Here is a 16,862-nt window from a genome sequence, read left to right as displayed (position 1 = left end):
CCGGACTACTTGTTGTAGATGTGGTATCCGAGGCGGGCGGAATCCGTCTCGACGGCGGCCTGGACTTCGGCCATGGTCTTCTGGATCCACTCGGAGGCCGTGTAGGTGGGGTTCCCGGCGAGAATGGACGGCTGACGGTAGAAGCTCTTGTCGGCGGCGGGATTGGCCGCGCCCCAGGCGAGGTCGCCGATGGTGTCGATGCGGGCGTCCCAGGCGGCGGAAGTGGCCGTGCCCACCGTGCTCAGGAAGACCGGGTCGTTGCCGTTGAAATTGGCCACGCTGCTATTGATGACAGCGGCGGCGCCGTTGGTCAGGTGGGCGGCGTCGGGGAGCGCCGCGCCCGAGTTCTTCATCAGGAAGGTGGCGCCCGGAGCGAGGGTGCCCGAAATGAGCGCGGTCTTGAAGGAAGTGGAGCTGGGGTTGCTCCACAGGCAGAGGTAGATCGGGGTGACGGCGGCGTCGTAGGTGCCGGAGCCGACGTTGGTGACCTCGATCCACTTGTCGAGGCTGGCGCCTTCGTAGTACTGGCTGATGATCAGGGAGGGCGCGCCCGGGACGCCGCCGGGGGTGACGGTGAGCGTGAACGTCGCCGTCGTGCTGGCGCCGTCGCCGTCGGTGACGGTCAGGGTGACGATGGCCGAACCGGTGGCGCCGGCGGCCGGGATCAGGGCCAGGGTGCAGGTGCCGGCGGCGTTGTCCACGACCAGGGCGGAAGGCAGCAGGACGGTGTTGTCGGCGGTGGCGGTGACGGTGAGGGCGCCGGGAGCGGTGGAGTCGTCGGCCACCTTGAAGGAGGCGGTGACGGTGGAGCCCGCGGTGGTGGACTGGTTGGACACGCCCGTGAAGGTGGGGGCCTCGTTGCCGCCCTTCACCTTGATGACGCGGGTGATGGTGTTGCTGGCGCCCAGGCTGTCCTGGACCGTGAAGGAGGCGGAGAAGGAACCGCCCAGGGAATACGTGTGGCTGGCGGTCATGCCGGTGGAAACCGGCGTCCCGTCGCCGAAGTTCCAGGTGGCCGAGGCGATGGCGGTGCCCGCGGCGGAGGCGGAATTCGGGGTGGCGGCGCCCGCGAAGGTCACGGTGTCGTTGATGTTCACGGTGGTGTCCCAGCTGGGCTCGACCATGTGGACGTTGGGGCCCGAGGTCTGCTCGAAGGGGGCGCGCCAGCCGCGCACTTCAACGTTGGCCTTCCAGGCGGGGATGTCGAGGCCGGGGGCCACGGCCTGGAGGTTGGGGAAGAAGTCCAGCCCGGTGAGGGCCTCGATGCGGGCGACGGAGGTGACGTAGGTCGTGAGGGTTTCCGGGGCGTTGACCAGGCCCCAGGCGTTGGGAAGGATCAGGGCCAGGGCCTTGGGCTGGCCGGGGGTGGCCTCGGAAACCACGATCTTGTAGCAGGCCGTGGGGATGGCGATGTTCAGGCCGGGCTGGGCCTTGGAGGCCCACCATGCGGGGCTGGGGGGGAAGTAGGAACCGGTGTAGACCCACACCCGGCCCAGGTACGAGGTGATGCCGTCGGTGTCGCCGCCCTGGCTGCCGCCGATGGTCTCCTCCAGCCGTTGCCAGAGCTGCTGGTTGAACTGGGAGATCTGGGGCACGAGGTTGCTCATGATGGTGGCGTCGTCGCCGGCCACCGGGGTGTACCGGTAGGAGACGTCGGCCCGGGGCACCTGGTGGCCGCGGTCGTAGCTGTCCGGCGAGTTCGCGCCGCCCGTGTAGATGCCGGTGTAGTCGTCCTTGCCCACCTGGGGCGCCGCCAGGCGCGTGTCGGCGACGTAGTCCATTTTGGAATTGGCGTAGGGCTGGTGGACGGGGAAGACCAGGTACGAGGTCCAGACCGGGTTCTTCAGGGACTCGTCATAGCCCAGGCGGAAGGCGCCGTTGGGATAGTTCACGGGGTCCACGTGGAGGGAAGGCAGCACCGTGAGGGGCCGGCTGGGTACGGGGACCGGATCGCCCGCGTAGACGGGGCTGGGCACGGAGGCCGTGGCGTAGACGGCGGCGCTCTCCACCTGGAAGGTGCCGTCGCTCACCAGGACGGAGTAGGCGTCCGCGTTGGTGGGGAACTCGGTCGAGGCCACGGTGTAGGAGGCGGTGGTGGCGCCGTCGATGGCGGTGCCGTTCTTCCTCCAGGAATACGTGAGGGCGCCGCCGTGGTTCGCGGTGGCCGAGACGGTGAACGTCACGGCGTCCGGAGGCAGGACGGTGCGGCTCTGGGGCTGGGCCAGGATGGTCGGCGGCGCGTGGACGGCGACGGCGGCGGCCAGGGATGCGGTGGAGGTCACCGTTCCGTCGAGGGTGCAGGTCGCCACGGCGTCATAGCTCCCCGCGTCGGAGACGGCGATGGCCGCGATGCCGAACTCGGTCGAGGTCGCCCCGGCAATGGGCTGGCCGTCCTTGCGCCACTGGTAGGCGAGGGAGCCCTGGTTCGCGGAGGCCGCGACGCTGAGGGCCAGGGGCGCGCCCAGGTCCACGGTCTGGGAAACCGGCTGGAGGGTGAAGACCGGGGGCACGTTGACCTGGAGGGCGGCCGCCGTGGACGTGGCGGACGTGACCGTGCCGTTCACGGTGTTGGTGACCACCGCGTCATAGGTGCCGGCGCTGGCGGCCGTCACGGCGGCCAGGTTCAGGGTGGCGGAGGTGGCCCCGGCCAGGGCCGAGCCCCCCTTGCGCCACTGGTAGCCCAGGGTGCCATTGCCCTTGGCCGCAACGGAGAAGGAGGCGTTCGCGCCCTGCACCACGGTGAGGCCGGCGGGCTGGGCGGTGATGACCGGAGGGACATTGATGGCCAGGGTGGCAGGGTGGCTGTGGACCCAGCCCGTCGGATTGCTCACGATCACCGTGTAGACGCCGGCGCTGGCGGCCGTGGTGGCGGGGATCGTGTAGCTGGCGGAATCGCCGCCCACCCGGTGGTGCCCCTTCAGCCATTGGTAATGGAACCTGCTGGGCTTGCCGGTCACTTCCACCTTGAAGGTCACGGCCTGGCCGCTGACGATGGTCTGGCTCAGGGGCTGGGTGACGATCTTCAGGTGATCGGGCTTGTGGACCCAGCCGAGGTGCCGGCCCTGGTCGTGGTCACGTCCCGGACCTTCAGCCCGGGCGGGGGAGGTGGTGGTGCCAAGGCCGAGCACGGCCAGGCACAGGCTCCAATGAGCCAAGTTTCGTAGGACCTTCATGACGGTCTCCTGGGAATTCGCTTGCTGATGATGAAGAAATTATCCAGGCCCCGTCATTCCTAATCAAGTTAAAACTTGTGAATTCCCGGCAACAATACGGATTGGCCACGCAGGGCGGAAACGCTCGCTCGCCCTCATCCCCCGTGGTCACCTCCGGCGCAGGGCGACGAGGGTGATGTCGTCCGAAGGCTCGAAGCCGGCCGCGTGTTCCCGCACGGCGTCTACGACCGCGCCGAGCCATTCGCCGGCCGAATGGCCATGGGGCACCTCCAGCAGGCGCCCCTCCCCGAAGAACCCCCCGGCGCCCCGGGCCTCCGTCACCCCGTCGGTGAAGACCAGCAGCCCCTCGCCGGGCGAGATCGCCTCCCTCGCCACGCGGAAGGCGGACCCCGGCATGAGCCCGAGCGCCGGGCCCGTGGGGGCGAGCCGGGCCCGCACCGCGCTCCCTGCCGCGAGAACCGGCGCGTCGTGGCCGCAGTTCACGTAGGCGAACTCCCCCGATCCGGGGTCGACGATGCCCAGGAAGGCGGTGGCGAACATGCTGGAGCGCTCGTGGACGGTGGCGATGTAGTCGTTGGTGGTGCGGGCGGCGCACGCCAGGATCCGGTCCGGATCCCCTTCGGCGCCGGTGGCAGCGGCGCGGATGAGGCTCCGGAAGAGGGCCATGTAGAGCGCCGCCCCCACGCCCTTCCCGCACACGTCGGCGACGACCAGCATCGTGAGGCCCCCGGCCACGGCGAAGGCGTCGTAGAAGTCGCCGGCCACCTGCCGCGCCGGGGCGAACCGCGCGGCGAGGTCCCACCCGTCCAGGGCCGGCAGCGCCTCGGGCAGGAAGCCCTTCTGGATCTCATGCCCGATCTCCAGTTCCCGCTCGAGGCTCGCGGCGTAGAGGCGTTCCCGGTCCCGCAAGCGCTTCTTGTCCAGGGAGGCCGAGACCCGGGCCTTCAGGATCACGGGGTTGAAGGGCTTGGGGAGGTAGTCCTCCGCCCCCAGCTCGATGCAGCGCACCACGCTCCCGAGTTCCTCCACCGCCGAGATCATGATGACCGGCAGATGGCGCAGGGCCTCGTCGGCCTTGAGGCGGGAGAGCACCTCGTAGCCGTCCATGCCCGGCATCATGATGTCCAGCAGCACGACGTCGAAGCCCCCGCCCGCCACCATCGCGAGCGCCTCGGCCCCGCCGGCCGCGGCTTCGGCCTCGAGGCCCAGCTTCTGGAGCCTGCGGATGAGCAGGTCCCGGTTCGCCTCGACGTCGTCGACGACGAGGATCCGGCCCGGGGACCCGGTCACGCCCCGACCGGGGCGTCCGCCAGGAGCCTGCGCAGGTAGGGGACCTGCTCCTCCGCGGCCTGCTCCCCGACCTCCATGATGTAGGGGATCTTCTCCGTGTCGAAGAGCCCCACCCGCTTCTCGAACTTCGGCACGATGAGGATGACCTCGGAGTGGTGGGTGAGGTTGTGGAAGGCGAAGCGGGACTTCAGCAGGTTGTTGGTCATGATGCTGCTCAGCTGGAAGGAGAAGCGGCCGAGGGTGTTGAACTTCCGCTGGAAGGGGCTCTCGAAGCCGATGGCGATGATCACGTCCGCGCCCTCGCGCATGGCCACGTTCACCGGCAGCGGGTCCGACATGAAGCCGTCGATGAGGAGCCGGTCCCCGATGCGGTGCGGGTTGAAGATGTAGGGGATGGAGATGCTCGCGCGGATGGCGTCCACCACGCTTCCCCGGGAGAGGATGACCTGGTCGCCGTTGGCAAGGTCGGTGGCGGTGATGAACAGCGGCACCTTCGCGTCCTCGATGGCCAGGGTCCCGAACGTCTCCCGCAGGCGGCGCATGACCAGCACGTCCTTGCGCATTCCGAACGTGGCGTCCCGTCCGAAGATGCGCCCGAAGAGGATGCGCAGCATGGCCATGCGGTCCCGCTGGCTGGTGAGCTCCCGGGTCCACAGCCGCGTGGTCATCTCCCGGGTGGTCTCGATGTCGTGGCCCGCGGCGATCATGGCCGCGTAGATGCTCCCGGCGCTGCACCCGACCACCAGGTCGATCCCGATGCCCTCCCGCCTCAGGACGTGCTGCACGCCCAGGGCCGCGGCGCACTTCACGCTGCCCGCCCCGATGACCAGCGCCACCTTTTTCGAGTGCCTCGAGTCCATGGGTCTACCTTCCATAGCTGGCCACCGCGTCGTCGATCCCCGGGAACAGCTTCAGGATGCCGGTGAACCCGCTGATCTCCAGCACCCGGTTCACGTCCGGCCTGACCGCCCCCAGGCGGAAGTCCCCGCCGGCGCGCCGCGCCTCCTTCACCACCGCCAGGAGCGTGCGCAGGCCCGCGCTGCTGGTGTAGTCCACCGCGCTGAAGTCCACCGCCAGGCGGGCCCTCCCGCCCCGCACCTGCTCCTCCAGGGCGTCCTGCAGGGCCCCCGCGGTCAGGCCGTCGATGCTGCCGACCACCGTGGCCACGGTCACGTCCCCCACGTCCTTCACCGACAGTTCCATCACGGCCTCCCTGGCTTCGATTTGACGAGCGTCACCCGGTTCCCCCGGGGCGGAACCGGCTGGTAGAGCACCTGGTCCACCATGGCCCGCACGAGGCTCCAGCCGTGCCCGCCGGGCCTGCGTTCCCGCCACCCCGAGGTCAGGTCGGGCCCGGGGGCCGAGGCGGGATCGAAGACCGGCGCGCGGTCCTCCACGACGACCTCGTACGAGCCCCGGCCCTCCCGGAAGGCGAGGCGGATGGGCCCCGGGGCGCCTGGAGCGTAGCCGTGCCGGATGATGTTGGTGCAGACCTCCTCCACCGCCAGCCGGAGGTCGTGGCGCACGGGATCGGCCAGGCCGGCGCGGTCGCAGGCGAGCCCGATGAAGGCCAGGATGCACCCCAACCCGGCCTCGTCCGCGGCCACCTCCAGGGTGCCCGTGTCCCCATCCCCGATCATCGAAGGATCTCCGCGAGCAATGAATCATTCAATCCGGTCACCCCCGAAGGCGGTCCTCTGCTAGGTCGATTGAGTTCGAAATGCGACTCATTCTCGCACGATCAAGTGTACGAACACCTGAAATTTCAGGGAGATTCCGGAGGAACCAGGGCCGCGATCTTGGCGAGCAGCCCATCGAAGTCCACGGGCTTGGTGCCGTAGTCGTCGCACCCGGCCCCGAGGGCCTTCTCCCGGTCCCCGCTCATGGCGTGGGCCGTGAGGGCGATGATGGGGATGGGGCGGGTGGCCGCCTCCGACTTCAGCAGCCGCGCCGCGTCCCAGCCGTCCAGGCCCGGCAGGCTCATGTCCAGGAGGATCAGCTCCGGGGCGCCGGTGCGGGCCAGGGCCACCCCCTCCAGGCCGTCGGCGGCGGTGAGCACCTCGTGGCCCCGGCGCCGCAGGCGGCGGCTCAGCATGTCCCGGTTGTTCTCGTTGTCCTCCACGAGCAGGATCCGCGTCACGGCTCCCCTCCCGGCTCCGGGGCCCGGGCCGGGAGGCGCAGGGTGAACGTGGAGCCCTGGCCGGACACGCTCTCCACCTGGATGTCCCCGCCCATCATCCGCGCCAGGAGCCGCCCCACGGCGAGTCCGAGGCCGGTGCCGCCGAAGCGCCGGGTCGTGGAGCTGTCGGCCTGGGAGAAGTTCTGGAAGAGCCTGCCGATCTGCTCGGGCGTGAGGCCGATGCCGGTGTCCCGCACGGCGAAGGCGAGCCAGCCGCCTTCCCGGTCCACGTCCAGGGCCACGGTGCCGTTGGACGTGAACTTGCAGGCGTTGCCCAGCAGGTTGAGAAGCACCTGGCGCACCTTGGTGATGTCGCTGCGCATGGCCCCGGCGCCGGGGGCGCAGCGGAGCTCCAGGGCGTTGCCGTTCCTCCCGGCCAGGGGCAGGGTCATGGACACGAGTTCCTGGACCAGGGGCTCCACCTCGAAGGCTTCCAGGTGGAGTTCCATCTTCCCGGCCTCGATCTTGGAGAGGTCGAGGATGTCGTTGACCAGCAGGAGCAGGTGCTTCCCGGCTCCCGTGATGCGCCGCAGGTCCTCCACCATGGAGGTCTGGCCCGCGTCCCCGGCGTCCTCCTGGAGCATCTCCCCGTAGCCGATGATGGCGTTGAGGGGGGTGCGCAGCTCGTGGCTCATGCGCGAGAGGAACTCGCTCTTGGCGCGGGTGGCCTCCTCGGCGGCCGCGTAGAGGACCTCCAGGTGCCGCTTCTCCTCCAGCTCCGCCAGGAGCCGGGTGGTGCGGATCTTGGCGGCGGCCATGTGGCCGGCGACCGCCAGGAGGCGCAGGTCCTCCCCGGTGAACGCGCCCCGCAGGAGGCCGGCGTCCAGGTAGATGACCCCCAGGACCTCGCCGTCGTGCTCCAGGGGCACCATCATGACCGAGGTGGCCCCGCTGGCCACGATCGACTGGGCCTGGGCGAACTGGGCGTCCAGGATGGGGTTGTTGATTAGAAGGGCCTTGCGGCCCTCCACCACCTTCTCCAGCAGGGTCCGGGAGGGCTGGACCTGGAAACCGGCGCCCTGCCTGCGGGTTCGCGCCGCCACCTGGACCATGGCGCCCCCCGCGTCCAGCAGCAGCGCCGCGCCGCGGTCGGGCCGGAGGAAGGGGAAGACCCGCTCGAGCAGGTTCCCCAGCATCACCTCGGCCGGGACGTCCCCGAGCATGTCCAGGCTCAGCCCGTGGATGAGGTCCAGGGCCTCCTTCCAGCCCAGGACGCCCTCGGGGGCCTGGATCCCGGGCGACGAGGCCCGCAGCTGCTCCACCTCCATGATGAAGGAGATCGAGGGATCCTCGGCCCGTTCCAGGGCGAGGCTGATCCGGCCCAGGACGATGAGGTCCCCCGGGGCCACGGCCCGGGGCTCCAGGAGGAGCTCCCCGTTGACCTGGGTGCCGTTGCGGGACCCCAGGTCCTCCAGCATGGCGCGGCCGTCCTCCAGGAACAGCCGCGCGTGGTTGCGGGAGAGGCTGGGGTCGTAAACCACCAGGTCGCTGGAGGGATCCCGGCCGATGACGAGGGAAGGCCGTTCCTTCCCCAGCTTTGCGGGGGGACCGTCGGGAGGGCGGAGCCAGAGTTCGTCCATGGGTATGACCTGTTGATGGGCCATCTTGAATGGTTTCCCAGGCCTGTCAACTATAAATAATTTAATAATTCCGTGCATCCCTCCGGCGAGGGCTACACTTGGAGCCATACCCAGATGCCGGGAGGATTCGTGCTTCGAACGGTGTGCTCGGCCTTCCTCCTGCTCTGCCTCGCCCGCCCCGTCCCGGCGCAGGACATCAAGCTCGCGCGGATGGCACAGAAGCAGCAGCACTTCGAAATCATCCGGACGCTCCAGCCCCGCATCGACCGGCAGGAGGCCGTGCCTTCCGCGCAGCTGATGTTCCTGGCCGGGGCCTATTCCGAGACGCGCAACTACAGCCGCCTGTTTCCCACCTGCGACCGCCTTCAGCGCCAGATCGAAGGGGGGGACGCCCGCATGTTCGGGGGCGACCTCTCCGCCCTGCCCCACTTCATGCGGGCCAACGCCTTCCTGGACCTGGGCGATCCCGAACGGGCCCTGATGGAGGCCCAGGCGGCCGACGCCATCCTCGCCGGGCAGACTTCCAGCGCCAACGCCTTCCTGGACGCCTTCCACTTCGAGACCTGGGGCGCCCTGGGCGTGGCCCAGGCCCTCCTCGGGCATTCCGGCCAGGCCCGGGCCTGCGTCGCGCGTCTGGAGGGCGTGGACCTGGGCGCGACCCTCAACGGCCCCCAGAAGTTCACCGCCATCGCCAAGATCCACATAGCCCTGGGCGACTACGCCAAGGCCCTGGAGGCCGTGCGGAACCCCAGGGCCGAGTACCACGGCCTGGCCTCCCTGCTCTACGACAACACGTTCCAGGTCATCCCCCTGGCCTACATCCAGGCCAGGTGCCAGCTGGAGACGGGCCGGGTGGAGGAGGCCCGGGCCGGCTACGACCGCCTCCTCAGGCACCCCCGCCTGGCGGAGGTCGGCGGCCTCCACTGGCCGGTGCTCCTCGACCGGGCGCGCATCGCCCTCCGGGACGGCCAGGACCCGCTGGCGGAGGACCTCCTTCGCAGGTCGGTGGAAGTCGTCGAGCGGCAGCGGGCCTCCATCGGCACCGAGGCCGGCCGCATCGGCTTCGTGGGCGACAAGCAGGCCTGCTACGAGGAACTCGTCGCGCTGCTGGCGAGGCTCGGCCGCGCACGGGAGGCCTTCGAGTTCGTGGAACGCGCCAAGGGCCGGGCCCTCGTCGATCTCCTGGCCTCCCAGAAGCAGCTGGGCCGCCCCGGGGACCAGGCCGTGCTGGCCCGGCTCGACTCGCCCGGGCTCGACCTCCGCGCGATCCCCGACCCCGCGGCCCCGGACAGCCGCGGCATCCTCGTCGCCGCGCGCAGGGAGCTCCAGGCCCGGGCGCCGGAGCTGGCCTCGCTGGTCAGCGTCCAGGACGTGCGGGCCGGGGCGATCCAGGCGCGGCTGGGCACGGACGAGACCCTGGTGGAATACTACGCCGCCGGCCCCCGCTGGATGGCCTTCGTGGTGACCCGCACGGCCCTCACGGCGCACGCCCTCGAGGCCCCGGACCTGGAGGCCAGGGTTCGGGAGCTGCGCCGGACCCTCGCCGATCCCAGCCGGGAGCCCGCCCAGACCCGGGAACTCCAGCGGATGCTCCTCGACCCCCTGGACCTGGCGACTCCGCGCCTCACCATCGTCCCCCACGGGGTCCTGCACTACGTGCCCTTCTGCGCCCTGGGCACCCGGGACGCCGCGCTCCTGGACCGGTTCAGCCTGCGCATCCTGCCCAGCGCCACGCTGCTCACCTTCCTGAAGCCCCGCAAGGCCGGAGGCGGTTCGCTGATCCTCGGGAATCCCGACCTGGGGCAGGCCGCCCTGGACCTCCCCTTCGCCCAGGAGGAGGCCGAGGCCCTGGCCCGCATCCTCCCGGAGCCCTCCCTGCGCCTGCGCGAGGCGGCCACGGCCGGGGAGGTGGCCAAGGGCGCGGGGCGCTTCCGGATCATCCACCTGGCCGCACACGGGTTCTTCGACGACGCCCACCCGCTGGAATCGGCCCTCTTCCTGGCCCGGGGCGCGCTGAAGGTGGCCGACCTCTACCGCCTGGACCTGGACGCCGACCTGGTCACCCTGAGCGCATGCGAGACGGCCCTGTCCACGGTGTCCCGGGGCGACGAGGTGGTGGGGTTCACCCGGGGCCTCCTGTACGCGGGCTCCCGGTCGGTGCTCTCCAGCCTCTGGAAGGTGGACGACCGCTGCACCCGGGACCTCATGGTGGCGTTCTACCGGAACCTCCCCGGCAGCACCAAGACGGAGGCCCTGCGGGACGCCCAGCGCGCGGTGCGCGCCGGGCATCCCCATCCCTACTACTGGGCCGCGTTCAGGGTGACGGGCAACCTCGAGTAGCGGTCACTGGACGTCGCTGACCCTTCCGTTCAGGAAGGTGATCTTGAGGTCGGGGTAGACGTAGATCTTCTTGGCCCCCAGGTCGACGGTGTTCTTCGGCCGGCCCAGGGCGCCCTCCACCTGGGAGGTCGTCATGCCCAGGGAGATGGTCGTCCCGGTGGGGGCGGCGTCGCCGCCGGCGTTGATGAGGGTGCGCTCGGAGCTGTTGGCCTCGCCCACGGCCCGGGAGAGCTCGGCCTGGGCGTCCGCGTCGGGCTGGAGGTCCTGGGCGTAGGAGGCGTTCTCGGCGCCGATGGCCGAAGCCGGCAGGGCCGGGATGCCGTTGCGGCCCTGGTCGGTCTGGAGCTTGGCCAGGCCGCGCTCCATCGACGCCTGCAGGGTGTTCTGCATCTCCTGCAGGTCCGTGGTCCGCACGGAGACGTAGCTGCCCCGGGGGCAGCTGGCGCCGCGGGTGGACAGCACCCGCACCTCGGCCCATTCGGCGCCCTGGGAGGGCGTCTGGGAGAGCTGGAGCACGTCGCCTTCCACCAGGGAGCACTCCCGGTCGCCGGCATAGGCCATCACGCCGGCCGCCACCACGAAGATCCGGGGCCCCCGGGCCGTGAAGATCGGCGGTGGGGCCGACCCGGTCCCGGCGTCCTGGTCGGCCCTGGCCTGGTCCATCTGCCGGCGGACCTCCTCGGCGATAGCGTCCTTCACCTCGGGCGACATGCCCGTGGAGTTGTCGTAGATGACGGGGGGCGCCGAGACCGTGACGTTCTGGGCCATGTAGGCGGATTCCAGCGAGGCGGCGATGATGAAGTCCGCCAGCCAGAAGGCGGGGCTCCGGTAGACCGGGTAGGGCGCGAAGTAGCCGCCGTAGTAGCCGTACCAGGGCCGGGACGACCAGCCCCAGCTGTAGGACACCGGGCGGGCCCAGGGGGAGTAGCACCAGGAGTAGAAGGCCGGGCGGTAGTGGTGGTGGGGCATGTAGACGTGGTACTCCCGTCCTCCGTAGGACCAGGGCCGGTACATCGAGGCGTGCGGCACGCCGTTGACGATGTAGGTCCGCTGCACGTAGGCGTGGCCGCGCACCTCCAGCGGCCGCTGGATGTAGCCCACGCGCCCCGTGGCGTTGGCCACGATCACGCGGCCCCCGGGGCGGACGACCTCCACCTGCCGCACCCCGCTGGGCGAGTGCCGGATCACGGCGCCCCCGGGGGTGCGCACCTCCCGGATGGCCCCGGTGGGCGTCCGGCGGATCTCGCCGCCTTCCCGGGTGCGCACGACCTCGTGGACCGGACCGCGCCCGGCGGGCCCGGGACGGAACTCGGCGGGACGGCCCTCGTTCCGGTGCTCGGGCCTCGTCTCGATCCTCCGGTCGATGCGGGGTTCCGGCCTCGCCTCGATCTTCCGGTCGATGTGGGGTTCCGGCCTCGTCTCGATCTTCCGGTCGATGTGCGGTTCAGGCCTCGTCTCGATCTTCCGGTCGATCCGGGGTTCCGGCCTCGTCTCGATCTTCCGGTCGATGTGGGGTTCCGGCCTCGTCTCGATCTTCCGTTCGATACGGGGTTCGGGCCTGGCCTCGATCTTCCGCTCGACCCTGGGTTCGGGCCTGGCCTCGGGCTTCCGCTCCACGCGGGGCTCGGGCCTGGGCTCGGCCTTGGGCGCGGGCCGCGCCTGCTCCTGCTTCTTCTCCCGGCCCTCCTCCTTCCTCTTGTCCTCGGCGTGGAGGACGAGCGTGGCCGCCACGAGGGTGAGAAGGACCCTCCCGCCAGCCGTCATAGCCATTCGGAACCCGCCGGTGCCCAAGGACATGGGATCTCCTGGTGATAGGTGACCACTCTACACCCTGGCCCGGGAATCGGAGCCTCCCCCTATGAAAATCAAGGCCCCTTGGGAACCCCGCAGAGCGCCCTGATGGCGGTGACGTCCTCCGGGGCCGGTTCCCATGCGTCCGACAGCATCATGGGGTACATGATCGCCTGCGGATCCGCGCCGTGCGGGAGCCCCAGCGCGTGGCCCAGCTCGTGGGCCAGGACGCGCACCAGGGTCCCCTTGCCGGAGAAGCAGTAGATGGTGATGGTCTGGCGCCCGCGCTCCCGGGCGTAGACCCCCTCGTCGAAGGCCTCCTGCATGAGGGATCCCGCCTCCCGGTAGTCGGCGACCTGGGCCCGCTGACCCGCCACCAGCCGGTTCAGATCCTCCACCGCGGCCATCAGGGCCTCCCTGACGCCTTCCAGCTCCCCCTCCCGACGGCGGAGCGAATCCAGGACGGCCTTGATGTCGCCCTGCTCCGAGGCGAGGCGCCGGACCTCGTTCTCCGTGGCGTCCCCGCGCCTCCGGAGGGCCTCGCTGCCGGCGTTGAATGCGGCCACCTTCCCGTTGAAGGCGGCCTGGTCGGCCCGGAGGGCGTCCCGTCTCCGCTCGTACTCGGCCCGGAGCCCCTCGCACCGGGCCTTCTGCTCCTCGATGGGACCCCGGGCCCTGGAGATCCCGTGGTCCAGGTTCCGGAGGCGGTCCAGGGCCTCCTGCCGCTGGTCGAAGACCAGGCTGATCTCGATGTCCCCCTTCGGGTCCTCCCGGAAGAGCGCCCGGTCCACGGGGGCCCTCCAGATGCCGACGGCGGTGCGCACGGCCTCCGACACCTCGTCCCGGGTCAGCCCGAAACGCGGATCGACGGCCCCGATCCGGTAGGTCAGCACGGACCTTCCGGGGCGGGGCCGCTGCAGGTAGATCCCCGCGCACGCCAGGAGGATGGCGAGGAGGGCGGGGATCCGCCAGGTCAGGTCGTGTCGGCTGGCCATGGCAGGCCAGTATAGACCTCAGTAGCCGCCACCGCCGCCGCCCGTGGAGCCGCCGCCCCCACCGCCGGTGGTGGTGCCGGAATCGCCGGGGATCTGCCCGCGGATCTCGCCGGCGGAGAAGGCGACGCTGTGCACGTTCACGTAGAGGCTGCCGGCCCTCAGGCTCGCGAACTGGTCCGGCGTGAGCACCGTCCCCGCGGGCACGGTCCAGGACCCGTCCGCGTGGGCGTCCAGGGGGATCGTGACGGGGCCGGCGACGCCCACGGCGCCGGTGTGGATGTGGGCGGCCACGCCGGTGATGCCGGTGGTGACGACGCCGCCCCGAAGCTCGAGGGTCACGGGATCGAGGGAGAAGGTGCCGGCGCCCGAGGCCGTGGAGGCGTTGGCGGGCACCTCGCTGGCGCCGGAAAGGGTGGTGGTCCGGATCGTGGGGCTGGCCAGGGTGAGCTGGCCCCGGATCTCGCCGCCGGCGAAGGCGGCGGTGTGGACGTTGGCGTAGAGGCCCCCGGCCAGGAAGGTGGTCACCTGGGCCGCGGTCAGGTTCGACCCGGCCGGCAGGGTCCAGCCCGAGGCGCCCGAGGCCTGGAACGGCAGGATCACGGGGCCGGCGACGCCCATGGCGCCGTCATGCACGTGGGCGTCCGTACCCGTGATGCCCGCGGTCTGGATGGCGCCGAAGGCCGCGCCCGAGGACGGATTCACGCTCACCACGGCCCATCCCGAGGCCGTGCTGGCGTTGGCGGGGGTCTCCTGGGTGCCGTCCAGGGACGCGAACCGGGTCGTCAGTTCGATCTGGCCGCGGATCTCGCCGGCGGGATTGGCCGCGGAGTGGATGTTGAAGTAGTAGTTCCCGGCCTGGAGGCTGGCGTACTGGGCGGCGGTGAGCACCGTGCCCGGGGCGGTGGTCCAGACGCCGCCGGCGCCCCCGGTGAGCGGGATCACCACCGAGCCGGCCACGCCCTTGGCGCCGTCATGGATGTGGGCCTGGGTGCCGTCGATCCCGGAGGAGACAACCGTGGCCTGGATGGCCAGGGTGGAAGGGTTCACGGTCACGGCGCCGCTGGCCCGGGCGGTGGAGGCGTTGGCCGGCACCTCGTCGGCCCCGCTGAGGGAGGCGGTGCGCACGAAGGGGGGGGGCGGGGGCGGGGGAGGAGGCGCGGCAGGGGTGGAATCCCCGCCCCCTCCGCCGCCGCACGCCAGGGCCGCCACCAGGGACAGCCCGCCCAGGACCCGCGCCCAGGGCTTCCAGGTTCCGGCAAAAGGAAGTGCAGATTTCGTCTCGAACATAGGTCCTCCTGGATGGAACGTGACTGCCGGTTTTTTCACCCACGGCCGTTGCTGTGGACGTTGAACAATGCATCCGGAAGGACCGGGGAGACAGATCCGGTCCACCGATGGCGACCCATCCGGTCGATCGGTTGTGACGGAGGTCCGGAGGGGCCTGCCGATCCCTTAGGGGTACAGGTTTGGAATTCCCCCATCCGAGGCCCCATGAACCGGACCCCCAAGGCCGCCCTGGCCGCCGTCGCGCTCCTCTGCCTCACGGCGTGCGGGGGAGGATCCTCCGCGCCGGGCCCGGTGACCCTGACGGAAGCCAGCCTTTCCGCCCCGGTCGAGGCCCTGCAGGTCTCCGGCGACCCCGCGAACCGCATCAACCTGGTTCTCCTGGGCGACGGCTACCGCGAAGCGGACCAGGCCAAGCTCACCCAGGATGCCCGGGCCTGGCTCGCCGCCTTCCGCCAGACCGCTCCCTTCTCCAACTACGCAAACTATTTCAACATCAAGCTGGTCCACCTGGTCTCCGCGGAGGACGGCGCGGCCAACGGGATGCACGGCCTGGGCACCCCCCGGGCCACGGTCCTCGGGGCCACCTTCCAGAACGCCAACCCCGCCGGGCAGGCTCCGGACTACCGCCTCCTGGTGGTGGACAACGCCCGGGCCCTGGCCGTGGCCCTGGCCCGGGCGCCCGAGTGCACCCGGGTGCTGGTCCTGGTGAACGACACGAACTACGGCGGTTCCGGTGGAACCATCCCCGTCTTCTCCGCCAATCCCGCCTCCTGCGCCATCGCGCTGCACGAGTTCGGCCATGCCTTCGGCGGCCTGGCCGACGAGTATGCCTGCGGCGACACCAGCCCCCTGCCCGCTTCCCTGGAGGCCTTCCCCAATGTCACCGCCCAGCCGGGCTCCATCAAGTGGGCCGCCTGGATCAACCCCGGCACGCCCCTGCCGACGCCCGCCTTCTGTCCGGACCTGGGGCTCTTCGAGGGCGCCTACTATCACGACACCGGCGTCTTCCGACCCCGCCCGTCCTGCCGCATGCGATGCCTCACGGACACCTTCTGCGAGGTGTGCAGCGAGGCCATCGTCCGAAGCATCTACAACCAGGTGCGCCCCGTGGACACCCTCACCGCGGACGGCGGAACCCTCACCCTCACCCGCCCGGTCCCCCTGCCCGACACGTTCCGGATCGCATGGACCGTGGATGGGGAGGCCGCCGGTACGGGCGACCGGCTCACCCTTCCGGCGGGCACCCATCAGGTGAGCGCCCGGGTGGTGGACGCCACGCCCCTGGTGCGCGCCGGCGCGGACCGCCTGGCCGACGTCCGCACCTGGACCAGCGGCGGAGCTTCCGTCCAGGCGGACGTCATGCCGGCCCGGCACCGGGTCGTCCAGGTGATCCGGACCCCCGCGGGCTTCCAGGTGGCGGGCGAGACGATCGTCGACCTGCCGCTGCCCGCCGAACCGGACACTCCCGCCTGGACGGTCTCCGCCGTGGACCCGGAGGGCCGGATGCTGTTCCGCGCGGGAATCGAAGACCCCACCCTCCTGCGCGGGGAGTTCCAGCATGCCGAGGCGTCCGACCGGATCCAGGGCAGCCGCCTGGATGGCAGCCGCCCCGTCTCCTTCCTGGTCCGTCTGCCGGTCATCGAGGCCGACCACCTCGAGGTCGCAGCGAACCCCGGGCCGCGCCACCCTACGCCGGACTGATCTCCCCCGCGGGGTCCAGGGCGGGCTGGAAGGCCACCGCCAGCCCGTGAACCGTGGCCGCGATGCGCACGGCTTCGAAGACCTGGGCCTCGGAGAGGCCCCCCTCCACGAGAGCCCGCTCATGGGCCCGCACGCAGGTCTCGCAGCCGTTCACGGCGCTCACCGCCAGGCAGAACAGTTCGAAGTCCAGCCTGGGACCGGCGGTGCGGGCGATGCGGTTCATGCGCAGGCGCACCGGAAGCTGCGCGTAGCTCTCCTTGCCCACCAGGTGGCGGAAGCGGTAGACGATGTTCGTCATGCCCATGAGGGCCGCCGCGGCCAGCGCGTCCTCCACCACCGCTTCGCCGGCGGCCTCGAGGGTCCGGGCCCGGAGTTCCCGCACCAGGTCCGCATTGCGCGAGGCGGCGGCGGAAGCGAGGGCGGTGCCCAGGCGCTGGGCCATGTCCAGGGGGGAGTCGCCGAGCACGGCCTGGAGGTTGAGCTTGAGGTCCCGGGCGTAGCCGGGGAGGGTTTCGAGGGTCGCCAT

The 16,862-nt window shown here is 71.0% G+C and carries 13 protein-coding genes; 2 read left to right on the top strand and 11 right to left on the bottom strand.

Translation table 11 applies throughout. The features are described from left to right. Positions 1-5: 5 nt before the first annotated feature. From ACZ5MC_RS05495 to ACZ5MC_RS05465, 7 genes are all read right to left on the bottom strand, one after another. Positions 6-3,173 (bottom strand): immunoglobulin domain-containing protein, encoded by a 3,168-nt coding sequence (locus tag ACZ5MC_RS05495; protein WP_464517239.1) that lies wholly within the window; start codon positions 3,171-3,173, stop codon positions 6-8. Between the two features lie 147 nt (positions 3,174-3,320). After that, positions 3,321-4,463: a PP2C family protein-serine/threonine phosphatase gene (locus ACZ5MC_RS05490; RefSeq protein WP_464517238.1), complete on the bottom strand. Its 1,143-nt coding sequence runs from the start codon at positions 4,461-4,463 to the stop codon at positions 3,321-3,323. After that, entirely contained in the window at positions 4,460-5,323 is an 864-nt protein-coding gene (locus ACZ5MC_RS05485) for a patatin-like phospholipase family protein (RefSeq protein ID WP_464517237.1), read from the bottom strand. The genes ACZ5MC_RS05490 and ACZ5MC_RS05485 overlap by 4 nt, the downstream gene beginning before the upstream one ends. 4 nt (positions 5,324-5,327) lie before the next feature. After that, the gene (locus ACZ5MC_RS05480) at positions 5,328-5,666 is read right to left on the bottom strand and encodes an STAS domain-containing protein (RefSeq protein ID WP_464517236.1); all 339 of its coding nucleotides are present in this window, start codon (positions 5,664-5,666) and stop codon (positions 5,328-5,330) included. After that, on the bottom strand, positions 5,666-6,103 hold the full coding sequence (locus tag ACZ5MC_RS05475) for an ATP-binding protein (RefSeq protein WP_464517235.1): 438 nt from the start codon (positions 6,101-6,103) through the stop codon (positions 5,666-5,668). The genes ACZ5MC_RS05480 and ACZ5MC_RS05475 overlap by 1 nt, the downstream gene beginning before the upstream one ends. 125 nt (positions 6,104-6,228) lie before the next feature. Next, positions 6,229-6,603, bottom strand: coding sequence for a response regulator (locus ACZ5MC_RS05470; protein ID WP_306599308.1), 375 nt, complete (start codon positions 6,601-6,603; stop codon positions 6,229-6,231). Then, positions 6,600-8,222 (bottom strand): ATP-binding protein, encoded by a 1,623-nt coding sequence (locus ACZ5MC_RS05465; protein ID WP_464517234.1) that lies wholly within the window; start codon positions 8,220-8,222, stop codon positions 6,600-6,602. Before ACZ5MC_RS05465 ends, ACZ5MC_RS05470 begins: the two co-directional genes overlap by 4 nt. 129 nt (positions 8,223-8,351) lie before the next feature. On the opposite strand from ACZ5MC_RS05465, the gene ACZ5MC_RS05460 reads away from it, so the two are divergent. Continuing rightward, a complete protein-coding gene (locus ACZ5MC_RS05460) occupies positions 8,352-10,562 on the top strand; it encodes a CHAT domain-containing protein (RefSeq protein ID WP_464517233.1) in 2,211 nt (736 codons plus the stop codon). Between the two features lie 3 nt (positions 10,563-10,565). Here the strand turns inward: ACZ5MC_RS05460 and ACZ5MC_RS05455 are convergent, their stop codons facing one another. From ACZ5MC_RS05455 to ACZ5MC_RS05445, 3 genes are all read right to left on the bottom strand, one after another. After that, positions 10,566-12,359 carry a hypothetical protein gene (locus tag ACZ5MC_RS05455; protein WP_464517232.1) on the bottom strand — a complete coding sequence of 598 codons (1,794 nt, stop codon included), beginning with the start codon at positions 12,357-12,359 and terminating at the stop codon, positions 10,566-10,568. 68 nt (positions 12,360-12,427) lie between these two features. Beyond that, positions 12,428-13,348 carry a matrixin family metalloprotease gene (locus ACZ5MC_RS05450; RefSeq protein WP_464517231.1) on the bottom strand — a complete coding sequence of 307 codons (921 nt, stop codon included), beginning with the start codon at positions 13,346-13,348 and terminating at the stop codon, positions 12,428-12,430. Between the two features lie 18 nt (positions 13,349-13,366). Then, a complete protein-coding gene (locus ACZ5MC_RS05445; protein WP_306599303.1) occupies positions 13,367-14,635 on the bottom strand; it encodes a CHRD domain-containing protein in 1,269 nt (422 codons plus the stop codon). Positions 14,636-14,839: 204 nt separating this feature from the next. Here ACZ5MC_RS05445 and ACZ5MC_RS05440 point away from each other — a divergent pair, with 204 nt between their 5' ends. Next, entirely contained in the window at positions 14,840-16,336 is a 1,497-nt protein-coding gene (locus ACZ5MC_RS05440) for a M64 family metallopeptidase (RefSeq protein WP_464517230.1), read from the top strand. Here ACZ5MC_RS05440 and ACZ5MC_RS05435 read toward each other — a convergent pair. Next, positions 16,323-16,862 (bottom strand): carboxymuconolactone decarboxylase family protein, encoded by a 540-nt coding sequence (locus ACZ5MC_RS05435; protein WP_464517229.1) that lies wholly within the window; start codon positions 16,860-16,862, stop codon positions 16,323-16,325. The two genes, ACZ5MC_RS05440 and ACZ5MC_RS05435, sit on opposite strands and share 14 nt — an antisense overlap.

It is taken from the genome of Mesoterricola sp. JemC181 (genome assembly GCF_055384585.1).
This window is presented reverse-complemented; position numbering and strand designations above follow the sequence as displayed.